This window comes from Alphaproteobacteria bacterium LSUCC0719, from assembly GCA_040839025.1.
Classification (GTDB): domain Bacteria; phylum Pseudomonadota; class Alphaproteobacteria; order Puniceispirillales; family Puniceispirillaceae; genus UBA8309.
The window spans coordinates 151,196-166,058 of the sequence record JBFPJN010000005.1 but is presented as its reverse complement, the minus strand read 5'-3'; the positions used below and the strand labels follow the sequence as shown (position 1 = coordinate 166,058).

Genomic DNA, 14,863 nt, shown 5'->3' with positions numbered 1-14,863 from the left:
CAGCTGGTCTGATCGGAGTCTGACCTAGAAATGCGCTGAATTGTTGGTCCCCGGGCGGGCCAGTGGCGGCGCAAATTTCGTCAGGTCGATCCCCTCGACAGCGGATTTGTATTCATCAAGGGTTGGTGTCCGGCCCAGAATTGCCGACAGCACCACGACAGGGGTGGATGCCAGCAGTGATTCACCTGTCTTGTCCTCTGCATCCTCGACAACCCGTCCTTTGAAAAGCCGGGTCGAGGTGGCCAGAACGGTGTCCCCCCTGGCTGCCTTTTCCTGGTTCCCCATGCACAGATTGCAGCCTGGCCGTTCCAGATAGAGGATGTTCTCATATTCGGTGCGGGCCTCGGTTTTCGGCTTGCTGTCATCGAATTCGAAGCCGGAATATTTCTGTAGAATATCCCAGTCACCCTCGTCCTTCAGCTCGTCGATGATGTTGTAGGTCGGTGCGGCGACGACCAACGGTGCCTTGAACGCAACGCTGCCTGCCGATTTTTCCAGATTGCGAAGCATCTGCGCGACGATCTTCACATCGCCCTTATGCACCATGCAGGATCCAACAAAGCCGAGATCAACCTTCTTTTCCGCGCCATAGAAGGAAATCGGGCGGATGGTGTCATGGGTGTAACGCTTCGAAATATCGGCATTGGTCACATCCGGATCGGCGATCATCGGCTCGTCGATCAGATCGAGATCGACAACAACCTCGGCGGCATAGCGCGCGTTGGCATCGGGCGCCAGCGCCGGCTTCTCGCCGGATTTGATCTGGGCAATGCGCCGTTCGGCAATGCCGATCAGCCTGTGCAGCATCAGATCGTCATTTTCCATGCCCTTGTCGATCATGATCTGGATGCGATGCTTTGCGATTTCCAGAGATTCGACAAGGGTGGCATCCTCGGAAATACAGATCGATGCCTTGGCCTTCATCTCGGCTGTCCAGTCGGTGAAGGTGAAGGCCTGGTCGGCAAGCAGCGTGCCGATATGAACCTCGATGATCCGGCCCTGGAACACATTGTCACCGAACTGTTTCAGCATCTGTGACTGGGTTGCATGGACAACATCACGGAAATCCATATGGTCCGCCATCTTGCCGGTGAATGTCACCTTGACTGATTCCGGGATCGGCATGGTTGCCTCGCCGGTCGCCAGCGCCAGCGCGACGGTGCCGGAATCGGCCCCGAAAGCCACACCCTTTGACATGCGCGTATGGGAATCACCACCGATGATGATGGCCCAGTCATCCACCGTGATGTCGTTCAGCACCTTGTGGATCACATCTGTCATCGGGTGATACTGGTCCTTTGGATCACGGCCTGTGATCAGGCCGAAATCATGCATGAACTGCATCAGCTTTGGCGTATTTTCAGCAGCCTTGAAGTCCCAGACCGAAGCGGTGTGACAGCCGGACTGATAGGCCCCGTCGACCTTTGGCGAGATCACGGTGGCGGCCATCGCCTCCAGCTCCTGGGCTGTCATCAGGCCGGTGGTATCCTGCGAGCCGACAATATTGACCCTGACCCGTGCATCGGATCCCGCATGAAGAACAGTGCCCGGTTCGACACCGACAGCGTTGGCGTTGAAGATCTTTTCCACCGCTGTCAGGCCCTGGCCCTCGATCGATACTTCCTTTGACGGTGCAAAGGCGGATTTCAGCGGAACGCCCAGCGTTTCGCAGGCGAATGTCTGCAGCATCTTGCCAAAGACAATGGCATAGGAACCGCCGGCACGAATGAATTCCAGCTTTTGCGGGGTGAATGACGACGACACATCGACAAGCTCTTCATCACCGGCTTCATTCAGCAGCTTCTTGTCCCGGGTGTTGATCTTCAGCACGGTGCCGGTCTCGACCGAATATTTCTGCTCGAGGATCGGGTTGTCGTCATTGTTCAGGATCGGATTGCCGTCGGCATCCAGCTTCTTGACCCAGTTCTTGAGATCGATACCGATACCGCCGGTCACGCCAACCGTCGTCTGGAAGATCGGCGAGATGCCGTTGGTGCCGGCGACAATCGGCGCGATATTGACGAATGGGACATATTTGCTGGCCTGCTTGCCGGTCCACAGCGCGACATTGTTCACACCCGACATGCGCGAAGACCCGACACCCATTGTGCCCTTCTCGGCAATCAGCATCACCTGCTTGTCCGGATGCTGCAGCTTCAGCGCGTTGATTTCCTGCTGCGCTCTTTCGGAGATAAAGCATTTGCCATGCAGCTCACGGTCCGAGCGCGAATGCGCCTGATTGCCGGGCGACAGAAGGTCGGTGGAGATGTCACCCTCGGCGGCGATATAGGTGACGACCTCGATTTCCTCGTCAATTTCGGGAAGCCGGGTAAAGAATTCGGCGTCGGAATAGCTTTCGAGGATGTCCCGGGCAATCGGATTGCCGGCATCAAGCGCCGCTTTCAGACGCTCCTTGTCGGTTTCATAGAGGAAGACCTGCGATTTCAGTACGTCCGCCGCATCGGCGGCAATCACCTTGTCATCGCCAAGCGCGAGATCAAGAAGCACCTCGATCGACGGGCCGCCTTTCATGTGCGAGAGCAATTCGAACGCATAAGCCGGGGAGATTTCCTCAACCGCCGCGTCGCCAAGGATGATTTCCTTCAGGAAGGATGCCTTTTCACCCGCCGCGCTGGTGGTTCCGGGAAGCGTATTGTAGATGAAGAACTGCAGCGAGTCGGCACGGTGCGCATTCCCGGCATCCCTGATCTGTGCGACAAGTTCCCTGACCAGCCCGCCATCATCGATCGGCTTTGGCTTCAGCCCCTGGGTCTTGCGGTTTTCAATCTCTTCAAGATAGGCGTCATACAAAGACATTTCGTCCCCCACGAATGGTTGTCGGCGGCGTTGCGAAGCCGGACCGGATGGCGCGGGTCGATGCAGCTGTTTCCGGCATCAACATCGCCATCATGGCGGGCGCTGCGGCCCTACCGGCCGACACCCGCGCAAATCTATGGAATCTGTCACCCGGTGAACGGGCGGGCCAGTCCGGGGGGCGCCCCGCGACGGTCATGAAATATATAGCCCCGGAAGGGCGATTTTTCCAGTTGGAAATGGGGGGAAAGATAATCAGAATTTAACGTAAGTCCTCTGTCAGTGATGTCCGACGATGGGCCAGATTCACCAATTCGTGAATTGGCCTTCGCTCATAATGGCCTTATGCTGACTCAGACGAACGACTAGTCGGTAGACGTTAACACCAGCTTATCAATTCTTCTCAGTCGACATGTTTTCTGTTACCGTTTCCTCTAATGACGAAAGGGTGGCGAAATACTTCGCTTAAAGAGTGATGACCAACAGCGCGATCGCAGTGGCGAATAAATTTATTGAAATGGCCGCTTCTAAAAACCGCTGCTTCACTCAAATGCAGTTGCAAAAGCTGGCATATATAGCCCATGGCTGGAGCCTGGCGCTCTACGATGAACCAATGATCAGTGATCCTCCCTTAGCTTGGGATTATGGACCTGTTTATATTGATCTTCGTGAGGCTCTTCGTATCTATGGGTCGAGAGAAGTGGACAAGCCAATAAAATTTGGGGATTACTTTGCCGGCTTCTCGCAAGGTGCCAACCATCAGGATGTTGTGGGAACGTTCACCGATAAACAAAACCATCTTTTGAACGAAGTATTTCGAGTGTACGGAGAGTTTCAAGCGTTCCAACTTTCGGCACTAACCCATCAGGATGGCACCCCGTGGCATCAGGTCTTTGTAAGGCTGAAGCAGAAGAACAGTCCCATACCAAACGACCGTATCAAGGAACATTTTCTTGCGCTCAAGGAAGGACGAACAGCAGCCTGACCTTTCAAATGACCTTAGTGAATTCCTTTCAAAAGGCGCTCAGTTTGCAAGAGAAAAGCAATCCGCAGACGAATTAGATCGCGGTGAGGTAGAAGCTGCGCAATATCTTGCTCTCCAGGAACGAATTAAAGATCAACAATCAGATCGAAATTTACGCGAAAAATATGCAAATCGGCTGTTTTGGTTTCTTTGTATATATAACTTTGTTGTATTGCTGCTTTTAGTAATGCAAGGGTTTCCATCCTGCCCATTTCAATTGCCAGACATTGTACTGACAACCCTTGTTGGATCAAATGCGGTCGCCGCGATTGGTTTGGTAAGCACCGTCTCCCGAGGCTTGTTCAAACACCGATAGCTTGATTAGATTTTAAAAAAAATAAAACTGTTTCAACAATTTTGATCATCAATTTTCCTCCAGAAAGAAATGGACCAGTTCACCGTTCAGACCGTCCAGAAAGGCGCGCCTGTCGAACCCCGGCGGGTCGATGGAGGCGTCAATATGCTCAATGTCGGTCACCCGTTTGGCGAAGGGGGCGATGAAGGCGAAATGATTGCCCCCATCATGAATGTCAAAACGGGCAAGCCGCCCCGGCGGAATCATTCCCCGATAGGGCAAGCTGTGATGTTTCACGATATTGACGCTGTCATCAGCGATTCCAAGCACGAAGACTTTCTGCGCGGCGAACAGACGATCCTCGACAAGAATACCCTTTCCAATAGACGCGATCAGGGCGATGCGCCCGTTGATGAACGGCATGTAGAAAAAGCGATCGGGAATATCACGCTCGGGATCAAACACCTCAATCCCGCGCGCCCGCGCATGCATCAAACGGGCAACGGAACTGGGCCGCTCGCAAAATGTCGGGTCATCTTCCATCTCACAATGCTCGTTGACCAGCGCTAGATCAAAACCTGCACCGGCACCCATCATAATTGTCAGGGTGCCCAGGGAATAACCGATACCGTGAATTTGTGACAGATCAACGCTGCCACGGAACTCGTCCTGCCTGAGGAGAAGTTCTACGGCGTGTCGCAATTCGTCGGCACGCCACACCAGCGCGGCGGCGCGACGGTCGGCATCGACGTAGTGGTCGGCCGCATGCATCGGCGCGAGCGCTATAAACCCGGCATCCGCCAGTGCCTGTGCCGTAAGATGATGGTTGCGCGAACGGCCGTTAAATCCGTGCGAGACAAGGACGATCTGGTAAGACCCCGCACGCAGGGGCGCATCGACCGCCTGGACAACATCAAACGGACCCATCCTCCCGTTCTGCGGCGGCGTATCGGTGGGATACCATACGTGAACCATGAAATCATCATGTTCAAGAAGGCGGTACCCGGCCGCGTAGGCATGACCCATAGATAGACCAAGGATGGCAACGACCGATAGGAAGCCCCAGATGAAAGCTTCAATATGAACTCGCAACATCAAAACGCTCCGAATTTCTGATATTCGATACTCTAGAGCAATCAAGTGAATTTTCGATTAATCCGCTCGACAGATTTGGCAAGAACACCAAGTTGTTCTAAGAGAGGTACATGGTTGCTGCAATCACACCTCAACAGGGAATGAGCGACGACTCGCGACGGAAAACCACCGATGACAGAACGGTCGGTCTTGTCATTGACGGGGTGGCGCTGGCGCGTGGGATGCGGGTCATTCAACCGGCGCTGAGCCACAGCATCGCGCCCGGCGGGATGACGCTGCTGACGGGGGCGAACGGCAGTGGCAAATCAACCCTGCTTCGCGCCATTGCCGGGCGGCTGCGCCCGGTCGCCGGACGCATTTCCTGTGCCGTGCCACGTCTCTATGTCGGGCATGCCGACGGGCTGGCCGCCCCGCTCAGCGGGCGGCGCAACCTGATCGACTGGGCCGGGCTGAATGGCCGCCCGGACGATGCCGACGCGATCGACGGCGCGCTGGCGGCGATGGCCGCCGGGCCCTTCAGCGGGTTGCCGGTGCGGATGCTGTCGCGTGGCCAGCGGCGGCGGCTGGCGCTGGCCCGGCTGGCCCTGTCCCCGCCGGGGGCGTTGTGGCTGCTGGATGAACCGGCGGCAGGCCTTGACCAGGCGGCGCAAGCGGCGCTGGACAGGCTGATCACGGCGCATCTCGACGATGGCGGCATGGTGATGGCGGCAACCCATACACCGCTTGGTGCCGGATGCGCCCCGGACGAGCTGGCGTTGGAGTCGATGCCATGACCGGTCTTTCGGCCCAGATCAGGCGCGATCTCGCCCTTGGCTGGCGGGGGCGCGGGCAGACGCTTGTCATGCTTGGGTTTTTTCTGATCATCATCACGCTGTTTCCACTGGCCGCCGGCCCCGATGCCGCGATGCTGCGCCCGATCGCCATTCCGATCATCTGGATTGCCGCGATGCTGGCCAGCCTCGTCGGCTTTACCCGCATCTTTGCCGAGGATGTGCGCAGCGGCTGGGTTGACCAGGTCGCGCTCTCGCCATTGCCACTGGCGGTCTATGCGCTTGCCAAGGCGGCTGTCCACTGGGTGCTGACAGCGGTGCCGATGCTGGTGGCAACACCGCTGATGGGACTGATGCTGTATCTGCAACCGACCGAGATGCCACCACTTTTGCTGGCGCTGGCGGGTGGCACGATGGCGTTGACATTGCTGGGGCTGATCGGCGGCGCATTGACCGAGGGGGCGCGCGGCGGCGGCGGGTTGATGGCCGTGCTGGTTCTGCCGCTGGCGATACCGGTTCTGATCTTCGGTGTGCTGGCCTCGACGCCGGAAGACGGCGCGCTGGTGACGCCGCATCTGATGCTTCTTGGCGCGGTGCTGCTGGTGCTGCTGGCGCTGGCACCGCTTGTTGCGGCAACCGCGCTTGCCGAAACCGAGGCGGAGACAGGGGCATGACGCCCGGCAACCGGTTCCGGCCCCGCGACGGCGCGTCGCTGCCCCGGCAGCTGTCATCGCCATTGTCACAGCCGCCGGGCACGGTGTAGAGAAGGCCGATGTTCGATTATCTTGCCAACCCGACACGCTTTATGCGGATTGCCGACGGGCTGTTGCTGCCCTTGACGCTGCTGGCGAGCCTGTTGCTGCTGGCAGGGCTGTATTTCGGGCTTGTCGCCTCGCCGCCGGATTATCAGCAGGGCGATACGGTGCGGATCATGTATGTGCATGTGCCGGCGGCCTGGCTTGCCAGCCTTGGCTATGTCGCGCTGGGGCTGTGCGGATTGTTCTATATTGTCTGGCGACACCCGCTTGCCGATGTCGCGCTTCGCGCGATGGCACCGGTTGGCGCGATGTTCGCCTTTCTGACGCTTGTCACCGGCGCGTTCTGGGGCAAGCCGATGTGGGGTGCCTGGTGGGTGTGGGATGCGCGCCTGACATCGATGCTGATCCTGTTCTTCTTCTATCTTGGGGTGATTGCGCTGGCGAACGGCTTCGACCAGCCGGAACGCGGCAGCCGCCCGGCAGCATTGCTGGCGCTTGTCGGCCTGATCAATGTGCCGATCGTGAAATTCTCGGTCGACTGGTGGAACACGCTTCATCAACCGGCCAGCCTGATCCGCAGCGGCGGCGTATCAATCGACCCGGCGATGCTGACCCCGCTGTTGCTGATGCTGGCCGGCACACATTGCTATTTTGCGGTGATCGTGATCCTGCGCATGAAATCCATCCTGACCGAAAGGCGGATCATCACGCAGCAGCTTCGCCGTGCCGCCAGGGACACGGCGGATGACGGAGGCACAGCCTGATGGCGGCGTTTTGGCAGATGGGCGGATTTGCGTGGTTTGTCTGGCCCTGCTACGCGCTCAGCCTTGGCGGGATGATCTGGCTTGGCGTTGCCAGCTGGCACCGTGCCCGCACCGCCACCCGGCAGCTTGCCGAAATGAATGGTCAGGATACTGACACCGCCGGCAGCAGCAACGGCACGCCTGACTAGCCAGACCGACAGCCCAGAGCAAAAATGCAAATTTCTGAGGGTGCCAAGAACCAATCCTAGAGGTGGGTGATTTTAACGTGACCCCACTTGTTCTGAAGATATTCAGCAACAAGACGCCGATGGCAGTGATGAGGCTTGTCTTCGCTACAAAGAAGACACCCGCCATCAAATTGTTCCTCTGGCATGGATTCGATCTCTCGACTTGTCATCAGGTCTGTGAACCGCGACTCATATTCCGACCACGGCATCTGCCTGCGCTTCTTGAAGTCGTCAAGAATGTCCTTTGTTGGTGCCAGGTCCGGCTCGTGAACATAAGACATGCCGCAAAGCTCTGACGCGAAGTATTTCAGATCGTCCCGCTTCGCGAAGCCCGCCAACTGAGAAACATTGTTGAGACGCACATCAATGAGCCTGCGTGCGCCTGAACGCCGAAGCCGGTCAAAGAAATGGCTTGCCGTAGTCTTGGTGAAACCAATTGTAAATATTTCAATCATTCCTCACCCCTCATCCCTCGGCCGCATTTTCACTCGACGGATATTCAGCAGCATAGGCAATACGTGCTTCCTGTCGGCTGAAAGCGCTGTCAACCACCTCGTCCCGCGACATGAAGAGATCGCCATTGCCCAGTTTATGCAGGCTGATCAGCCGGTCAGTTAGCACGGCGTGTGTTTCAAGCTGTCCATCTTCAAGGATATGGGCAATCTCAAAGCCCTCACGGTCAAGCGTTTGGGCGACAAGGATTGTCCGATGGCATTCCAACGGGTCCTTTTCTGCGCACATGAGAGCGATCCGGTGACCTTTGGCGACACCCTCGTTGATGCGGCCAACGCCTGATTGAAACGGTTCGCTGGTGGCCAAGGCAGCATACTGTACCCGTCCTTCCCGATAGCATGACGGATCGTCACTCCTCGCGCCAAATTCCTTGCCCATGAAGACGTAGGATATCCCGTTTTCACGAAGATTCCCCTTCAGCTCGTCTCGGTTGTACTGGGGATTGTAGCGACTGAAGGGCGTTGAACGCACGTCGGCCACAACGTCTATATGATGCCGGTCAAGCAGGTTGATGAAATGCTCAACCGGGTGCGTTGAATGTCCGACTGTGAAAACAATTGGGCGATCCATCCAGTTTAGTTCCGTTCCGGCACAATTATAGACGCTACTAATTTGTAACACTGTCCGTCCTTGTAAGGTTCGGCCAAGCTTATACACAAAATCGCCTCCCCGATACTATAGCTGCCAATGGAATTATACCTGCTTTCAATCCAAGGGTCAGTCACCACCAGATTGTATTGTTGTCCTTCATAGCAAAATGAAGCTCTTTGCCGTTTCTTCCCCCAACGATATGAAACATCGATTTCCAAGTCGGCAACTTTTCTTAGCAAAAGTGAATAATCGAATCTGGAAGCGACATAAGCAGGTAAGCAGTCCGCAGCGCCGTCTTCATGTTCCCATATGCCTCTGACTCGCCAGTCACAGGATTCTAGGAGTTTCTCATAATTAATCCGACCAACATGACGCCAACGCTCAGCCTTGGAAATTCGGTGGTTCTCGGTTTGATGTTTGCAAGGATCTGGGGTGTCAAAGGTAATGGAAACAATATCAAGAACTGCCGTTGGCTCTCCGTTGTCCTTGCGGATTTGATGGCTTTTAATCTCGTGATTGTCCTTTGCACCAACAGGCCGAATCCATTCACCCAGCACGCCGTTCTCATAAGTTCGTCCAGCAAAACAACGACCACCCTTTCTCCAAGAACCCGCAAGACAGACAATTGTTTTTTCATAAGGCATTCGCCTTCTCCATTCCCAGTTAGGTACGGAGAACGCTCGAGTGAGAAATCCTTCAGGCAGAAACATCGGCTCGGTTCTTCAAATCCCAGATGGAAAAATGAAGACAGCCTTGGCCTGCGCTGAAACAAACAAATCAAAGGTCAGAAGAAAAAGTGACAGGTCACGATAAACGGCAAACCGGTCTGGCAACATACCGTCGCGCCAACGCCTAATGGCGATGGCACCTAACAACAGCAACCCAAAGGATCAGCATTCGACCGACCCCTTAGTTCTCAGAGTAAGAAAATATGCGGTGCGATCAAGGGAAAACCAACCAAAATAGTCGGCCCGGAACACAGGTTAATCCTATCGCCCGCGACGCCGGCCCCCGCGGCGGCGGCCACTCTCGATTGCCGGCGCATCATCGGGTGTCAGCTGGCGCACTGGCAGATGGACCGCCTGCGACAGCCGCTCATATGGTTCCGACTGGTGCGGGATCGCCATCGCCTTGACGAACTGGTCCTGAAAGGACGCCTCAACGGCTGTCTCGATCTTCTCGATGTCGCGGACCACATTCTCGATCTCGCGGCGCGCGCCCTTGTTGAGCAGCGCCATCCGGGCGCCGGTCCCGGCCGAATTGCCGGCGGCGCGGACATTGTCCAGCTCGCAGTCCGGGATCATCCCCAGCACCATCGCGTATTTCGGGTCGATATGGGTGCCAAAGGCACCGGCAAGAACAACCCGGTCAACCGATTTCAGACCCATCTTGTCCATCAGCAACCGAAAGCCGGCATGAAGCGCCGCCTTGGCAAGCTGAATGGCGCGAACATCATTCTGCGTGACAACAACATTGTCCGAAATGCGATAGGCAAAGGTACGGCCATCCGCCTCGATCCGCGGCGTGTCGCCCCCCCTGGCTCCATTGATCACACCGTCGCTTGTCAGGATTTCGGCAAGATACATCTCGGCCAGCACCTCGATGATGCCCGACCCGCAGATGCCGGTGATGCCGGTGGCCTTCACCGCCTCGTCGAACCCGTCCTCGTCAGACCATTGCTCGACACCGATGACACGGAACCGCGGCTCCAGCGTTTCTGGATTGATTCGAATCCGCTCGATGGCACCCGGAGCGGCGCGCTGGCCAGACGAGATCTGCGCCCCTTCGAAAGCCGGACCGGTCGGCGACGAGGCGGCCAGCATCCGCCGGCTGTTGCCAACGACAATCTCGGCATTGGTGCCAACATCGACCACCAGCGTGTTGAAATCACCCTTCTGCGGGGCCTCGGCAAGCACCACGCCGGCGGCATCGGCCCCGACATGCCCTGCGATACAGGGCAGAACATACACACGCGCACCGCGGTTGACCTCAAGGCCGATCTCGCTGGCCCGCATTTCGACAGCGGTATCGACAGCCAGCGCAAACGGCGCACCGCCAAGCTCGACCGGGTCGATACCAAGCAGCAGATGATGCATCACCGGGTTGCCGACAAGAACCACCTCGACCACGTCCTCGACCGCCATGTCGGCCTGTTCGGCGGCTCCCGAGATCAGTTTCTGCAACCCGTCAATCACTGCCGCCGTCATTTCAAGATGGCCGCCCGGATTCATGATCCCGTAGGACACCCGGCTCATCAGATCCTCGCCAAAGCGGATCTGCGGGTTCATCGCGCCTGTCGAGGCAAGAACATCACCGGTGACCATGTCGCACAGATGCGCCGACATGGTGGTTGATCCGACATCGATGGCAACGCCGGCGACACGATCCTTCAGCCCTGGCCAGATCCCCACAATATGGTTCCCGTCGCGAAGCGCCACCGTCACCTGCCATTTGCCGGCCCGCAGCACCGGCTGGAGCTGTTGCAGAATATGAAGATCACAGCCAATCTCGCCGGTCACGCGATCCGGCCATTGGGATTCCAGCGCCTCGACAAGACGCCGCAGATCGCCGGACGGTTCATGCATGTCCGGTTCACGAACCTCGACAAGGCACAGCCTGATGATCGGATCCATATCGATCTGCCGGTCATCTGCCGCCTTGCGGACAAGCTGGTTGTGGACCTGGCTTTCCGGCGGCACATCAATCACGACATCCGAAACAAGGGTTGACTGGCAGGACAGGCGTCGCCCTTCGGCAAGCCCCTTTTTGTCAGCATAGCGGGTTTCAACGGCGGTCACGCCGCACAGGCTGTCCGGACCCGACGAAATGCCATGTTTGGCAAACTCGCCGGTGCCGACATTGACCTGACACCGGCCACACAGCGCCCGGCCACCACAGACGGAGTCGATGTCAACACCAAGGCTTCGCGCCGCCTGCAGGACGGTTGTGCCAGCCGGCACATGCCCCTGACGACCCGACGGCGTGAAAACAATCTTGATCTCGGAACCACCGTCAGCCATCGCCACCGATCCTGATCAGGCGCTGCGCCGCCGCCGCGTTTGCCGGCGTTCGCGCCCGCCCTCGCCGGCTGCGGCAGGTTCACGGAACCGCTTGATCCAGTTGCGGCATTCCGGGTCGTGGCCGTTCATCACATTCGCGCCCATGATTCCCGTCATTTCTTCCGAATGGAGCGGGTTCATGATCGCCGAGGTCATGCCGGCCCCTGCCGCCATCGACAGGAAGGCGGCGTTCATGCCATGCCGGTTCGGCAGTCCAAAGGAAATGTTCGAGGCACCGCAGGTGGTGTTCACCTTCAACTCGTTGCGAAGCCGCATGATCAGGTCAAGCGCCGAGCGACCGGCAAGATTGATCGCCCCGACAGGCATGATCAGCGGGTCGACGACAACATCCTCGCGCGGGATCCCGTAATCCTCGGCACGCTCGACGATCTTCTTTGCGACGTCAAAGCGTACATTCGGGTCCTCGGAGATTCCTGTCTCATCATTCGAAATCGCCACCACCGCCGCGCCATACTTCTTTACCAGCGGCAGCACGACTTCCAGCCGCTCTTCCTCACCAGTCACCGAATTGACCAGCGGCTTGCCCTTGTAGGCGGCAAGTCCGGCCTCAAGTGCCGCCACGATCGAACTGTCAATGGCAAGCGGCACATCGACCGTATCCTGAACCAGCCTGATGGATTCGGCCAGAATTGCCGGCTCGTCGGCCATCGGAATGCCGGCATTCACATCCAGCATCGTGGCACCTGCCTCGACCTGGGCGACAGCATCGGAAATGACGCGGCTATAGTCACCGGCCGCCATTTCGGCTGCCAGCAGCTTGCGACCGGTAGGGTTGATGCGCTCACCAATCACGCAGAAAGGCGAATCAAAGCCGATCACGATTTCCTGCTTGTCGGATGAAATCACGGTGTTGGTCATATGTCTTGCTCCTTTCGCGACCGAAGGTCAGCCTTCGATCACGTCAAACCCGCCCTTTGGCAGAAGATTGATCCTGCCATCGGCGATCGCACCGGCATAGGCAGCGGTGCGGGCGAATCCCCCGAATGGATAATAATGGAAATGCCTGATCAGGCAGTCCTCGTCAGCCGCCATGCCCTCGGCAAGTCCGGCAATCAGCAGATGCGGCGACTGTACCGTCATCAGCTTGGCAACATTCTTTGCCTGTTTGGCGACAAATCGCATCGACGGGCCAATGCCGGAAATCTGGGCAAAGCGAAACAGTGTCTTGATGGTGGCGGGACCGGGAATACCAATGCGGATCGGCAGACGGTTCCCGGCCGCGCGAACCCGGCGTTCCCAGTCCAGCACGATGTCGGCCTCGAAACAGAATTGTGTCTCGATGTAGAGATCGAGGCCTTCCCGCGCCGCCAGCTCATTCTTTGCGGCCAGCGCTTCGGTAACCAGATCTTCGGAAATATCGGGGCTGCCTTCCGGATGTCCGGCAACGCCAATATGGCGAATGCCATGTTTCTGGATCAGCCCGGTTTCCAGAACTTCCATCGTCGCCGTGAAATCACCAACAGGACTGTCGACGCCGCCGCCGATACACAGCACCTCTTCAACCCCGCAGCGTGACGTAAAGGCTGTCAGCAGCTCTTCCAGCTGGTCCCTGTTCTGCAGCGAACGTGCCGCCAGATGTGGCACTGGCCGCATGCCGTCATTATGCAGCCTTTCGGCGACAGCGATTGTGTCGCGCGGATCACTTCCCGGCAGAAAGGTCACGTTGACGCTGGTGCCGGGGGCAAGACAGTCGCGGAAACTTTCGATCTTTGTCGCCCCTGTCGGCGTCACCTCGATCGACCAGTCCCTTGCGGCCTTGCGGATTGTGTCAGTGCCTACAGTCATTTCAGAACCTATGGTCATATCGGGGCCCGGCTTGATGAAACGGCCCGCAGTCAAAGTGATTGCCAACAGGCCGGCGCGATGATCGCGGCATCCTGTTCGATGAGCGGCAGCATGGCGATTTCATCACGCCCGCGATGGCTTGCCGACGCCCCACTATCTTCCGGATGCGACATACGGCATCCAACGCCCGATCAGCCGGTCTCCCGGCCACCGTTTTCAACCAGTATCCTGACCCGCTCGGCAGGATAATCCGCCTCCAGCGCCGCTGCCCGGGTGGCGGCCTCCGCCTCGAGATCCTCGCCACATTCCACAGGCGCACCGCGACGCCATTCGGCGAGATAATCATCGGTGGACCCAGCGCCGTCGCGCATTGCCGCCGCATCGATGGCGATGGCAAACCGGCGATGCAGTTCGACTTTTGCCTGCTCGCGCTTGCGACCACGGCCACGTTCGGCAATGACCTGTGCCGGAATATCCCGCCAGTAGAGGGTGATCAGCTGCGCCATCATCAGTCTCCTTGCTTGTCCGCCATGACATGCCCATCAACAAGTCCATTTACCCAGGGCGCAAATCTGCCCAGTCCGGCGAAACGGTATTGATAGGCAAGTCCCAGTTCGCCGGCCGCGGCCCGCGCCTTTTTCTCGAGCGCAGGGTCTTCGGTCTGGGCGATATACAGAACGCGGGTATAATTGCCAAAATAAAGATCGCGAAGCTGTGGATGGCGACGCAGCCCCATCCCCTGCATGATGATGCGCTCGAAATGCCTGACCATGTAGTCGGTCAGGAAAAAGGTTCCAAGTTCGCGGTCCATCTCATCATCAAAATCGGGTTGCCGGAGATACATCTCGTAGCAATGCGGTCCCGGAATGCGCGCCACCTTCTCCGACTCCAGAAATGCGTCAATCTCGCCACCGGTTCCACAATCGCCATAGACCACGGCCACCCGGCGTCCCCTGCGCCGAAGCGAGGCCAGCTTGCGACGGAGACCGGGCACAATCTTTTCCGGGTGATTATGCCATGATGCCGGCAGGCAGGTCAGATCGACCTGCCCGTCCGGAAATTGCGATGTGATGGTCAGCAGTTCGCGCGCAAGCGCACCACAGGCGATCAGCGTCAGACCGGAATCCGGCGCTGGTGCCATGTCGTG

General features: G+C 57.8%; 17 protein-coding genes. 6 read left to right on the top strand and 11 right to left on the bottom strand.

Going from position 1 to position 14,863, the window contains the following annotated elements; translation table 11 throughout:
* Window positions 1-24: 24 nt before the first annotated feature.
* Window positions 25-2,817, bottom strand: a complete 2,793-nt coding sequence (locus AB3X55_10690; protein ID MEX0504051.1) for a bifunctional aconitate hydratase 2/2-methylisocitrate dehydratase — start codon at window positions 2,815-2,817, stop codon at window positions 25-27.
* A 472-nt stretch (window positions 2,818-3,289) separates the two neighbouring features.
* Here AB3X55_10690 and AB3X55_10685 point away from each other — a divergent pair, with 472 nt between their 5' ends.
* Window positions 3,290-3,799, top strand: a complete 510-nt coding sequence (locus AB3X55_10685) for a Panacea domain-containing protein (GenBank protein MEX0504050.1) — start codon at window positions 3,290-3,292, stop codon at window positions 3,797-3,799.
* On the top strand, window positions 3,768-4,154 hold the full coding sequence (locus AB3X55_10680; protein ID MEX0504049.1) for a hypothetical protein: 387 nt from the start codon (window positions 3,768-3,770) through the stop codon (window positions 4,152-4,154). Before AB3X55_10685 ends, AB3X55_10680 begins: the two co-directional genes overlap by 32 nt.
* 48 nt (window positions 4,155-4,202) lie before the next feature.
* Here AB3X55_10680 and AB3X55_10675 read toward each other — a convergent pair whose 3' ends face one another.
* Window positions 4,203-5,273: an alpha/beta hydrolase family protein gene (locus tag AB3X55_10675; GenBank protein ID MEX0504048.1), complete on the bottom strand. Its 1,071-nt coding sequence runs from the start codon at window positions 5,271-5,273 to the stop codon at window positions 4,203-4,205.
* Window positions 5,274-5,338: 65 nt separating this feature from the next.
* Between AB3X55_10675 and ccmA the strand changes: the two genes are divergently transcribed.
* The 4 genes from ccmA (at window position 5,339) to ccmD (ending at window position 7,708) form a co-directional block, all read left to right on the top strand.
* Window positions 5,339-6,001 (top strand): heme ABC exporter ATP-binding protein CcmA, encoded by a 663-nt coding sequence (ccmA, locus tag AB3X55_10670; protein MEX0504047.1) that lies wholly within the window; start codon window positions 5,339-5,341, stop codon window positions 5,999-6,001.
* Window positions 5,998-6,672 (top strand): heme exporter protein CcmB, encoded by a 675-nt coding sequence (gene ccmB / locus AB3X55_10665; protein MEX0504046.1) that lies wholly within the window; start codon window positions 5,998-6,000, stop codon window positions 6,670-6,672. The genes ccmA and ccmB overlap by 4 nt, the downstream gene beginning before the upstream one ends.
* Before the next feature lie 98 nt (window positions 6,673-6,770).
* The gene (locus AB3X55_10660) at window positions 6,771-7,520 is read left to right on the top strand and encodes a heme ABC transporter permease (protein MEX0504045.1); all 750 of its coding nucleotides are present in this window, start codon (window positions 6,771-6,773) and stop codon (window positions 7,518-7,520) included.
* The gene (gene ccmD / locus AB3X55_10655; protein MEX0504044.1) at window positions 7,520-7,708 is read left to right on the top strand and encodes a heme exporter protein CcmD; all 189 of its coding nucleotides are present in this window, start codon (window positions 7,520-7,522) and stop codon (window positions 7,706-7,708) included. The genes AB3X55_10660 and ccmD overlap by 1 nt, the downstream gene beginning before the upstream one ends.
* Before the next feature lie 56 nt (window positions 7,709-7,764).
* Here the strand turns inward: ccmD and AB3X55_10650 are convergent, their stop codons facing one another.
* The 9 genes from AB3X55_10650 to AB3X55_10610 all read right to left on the bottom strand — a co-directional run bounded on the left by AB3X55_10650 (window position 7,765) and on the right by AB3X55_10610 (window position 14,857).
* Complete coding sequence (locus AB3X55_10650; GenBank protein MEX0504043.1) at window positions 7,765-8,199, bottom strand: DUF488 family protein; 435 nt, start codon at window positions 8,197-8,199, stop codon at window positions 7,765-7,767.
* A gap of 13 nt (window positions 8,200-8,212) precedes the next feature.
* A complete protein-coding gene (locus tag AB3X55_10645; protein MEX0504042.1) occupies window positions 8,213-8,830 on the bottom strand; it encodes a DUF488 family protein in 618 nt (205 codons plus the stop codon).
* 5 nt (window positions 8,831-8,835) lie between these two features.
* Complete coding sequence (locus AB3X55_10640; GenBank protein ID MEX0504041.1) at window positions 8,836-9,495, bottom strand: hypothetical protein; 660 nt, start codon at window positions 9,493-9,495, stop codon at window positions 8,836-8,838.
* 345 nt (window positions 9,496-9,840) lie between these two features.
* Window positions 9,841-11,871, bottom strand: coding sequence for an ASKHA domain-containing protein (locus tag AB3X55_10635; GenBank protein MEX0504040.1), 2,031 nt, complete (start codon window positions 11,869-11,871; stop codon window positions 9,841-9,843).
* Between the two features lie 15 nt (window positions 11,872-11,886).
* Window positions 11,887-12,789 carry a methyltetrahydrofolate cobalamin methyltransferase gene (locus AB3X55_10630; protein ID MEX0504039.1) on the bottom strand — a complete coding sequence of 301 codons (903 nt, stop codon included), beginning with the start codon at window positions 12,787-12,789 and terminating at the stop codon, window positions 11,887-11,889.
* Between the two features lie 27 nt (window positions 12,790-12,816).
* Entirely contained in the window at window positions 12,817-13,734 is a 918-nt protein-coding gene (locus tag AB3X55_10625; GenBank protein MEX0504038.1) for a methylenetetrahydrofolate reductase, read from the bottom strand.
* A 32-nt stretch (window positions 13,735-13,766) separates the two neighbouring features.
* A complete protein-coding gene (locus AB3X55_10620) occupies window positions 13,767-13,889 on the bottom strand; it encodes a hypothetical protein (GenBank protein ID MEX0504037.1) in 123 nt (40 codons plus the stop codon).
* Window positions 13,890-13,907: 18 nt separating this feature from the next.
* Window positions 13,908-14,222 (bottom strand): virulence factor, encoded by a 315-nt coding sequence (locus AB3X55_10615; GenBank protein MEX0504036.1) that lies wholly within the window; start codon window positions 14,220-14,222, stop codon window positions 13,908-13,910.
* A gap of 2 nt (window positions 14,223-14,224) precedes the next feature.
* The gene (locus AB3X55_10610; protein ID MEX0504035.1) at window positions 14,225-14,857 is read right to left on the bottom strand and encodes a DUF1638 domain-containing protein; all 633 of its coding nucleotides are present in this window, start codon (window positions 14,855-14,857) and stop codon (window positions 14,225-14,227) included.
* Window positions 14,858-14,863 lie beyond the last annotated feature (6 nt).

Excerpts from the sequence above, each read along its gene's own strand:
- AB3X55_10690 (MEX0504051.1), bottom strand. The coding sequence starts at position 2,817 with ATGTCTTTGTATGACGCCTATCTTGAAGAGATTGAAAACCGCAAGACC.
- AB3X55_10685 (MEX0504050.1), top strand. The coding sequence starts at position 3,290 with ATGACCAACAGCGCGATCGCAGTGGCGAATAAATTTATTGAAATGGCC.
- ccmA (MEX0504047.1), top strand. The coding sequence starts at position 5,339 with ATGGTTGCTGCAATCACACCTCAACAGGGAATGAGCGACGACTCGCGA.
- ccmB (MEX0504046.1), top strand. The coding sequence starts at position 5,998 with ATGACCGGTCTTTCGGCCCAGATCAGGCGCGATCTCGCCCTTGGCTGG.
- AB3X55_10660 (MEX0504045.1), top strand. The coding sequence starts at position 6,771 with ATGTTCGATTATCTTGCCAACCCGACACGCTTTATGCGGATTGCCGAC.
- ccmD (MEX0504044.1), top strand. The coding sequence starts at position 7,520 with ATGGCGGCGTTTTGGCAGATGGGCGGATTTGCGTGGTTTGTCTGGCCC.
- AB3X55_10645 (MEX0504042.1), bottom strand. The coding sequence starts at position 8,830 with ATGGATCGCCCAATTGTTTTCACAGTCGGACATTCAACGCACCCGGTT.
- AB3X55_10640 (MEX0504041.1), bottom strand. The coding sequence starts at position 9,495 with ATGCCTTATGAAAAAACAATTGTCTGTCTTGCGGGTTCTTGGAGAAAG.
- AB3X55_10635 (MEX0504040.1), bottom strand. The coding sequence starts at position 11,871 with ATGGCTGACGGTGGTTCCGAGATCAAGATTGTTTTCACGCCGTCGGGT.
- AB3X55_10630 (MEX0504039.1), bottom strand. The coding sequence starts at position 12,789 with ATGACCAACACCGTGATTTCATCCGACAAGCAGGAAATCGTGATCGGC.
- AB3X55_10625 (MEX0504038.1), bottom strand. The coding sequence starts at position 13,734 with ATGACCATAGGTTCTGAAATGACTGTAGGCACTGACACAATCCGCAAG.
- AB3X55_10620 (MEX0504037.1), bottom strand. The coding sequence starts at position 13,889 with ATGTCGCATCCGGAAGATAGTGGGGCGTCGGCAAGCCATCGCGGGCGT.
- AB3X55_10615 (MEX0504036.1), bottom strand. The coding sequence starts at position 14,222 with ATGGCGCAGCTGATCACCCTCTACTGGCGGGATATTCCGGCACAGGTC.
- AB3X55_10610 (MEX0504035.1), bottom strand. The coding sequence starts at position 14,857 with ATGGCACCAGCGCCGGATTCCGGTCTGACGCTGATCGCCTGTGGTGCG.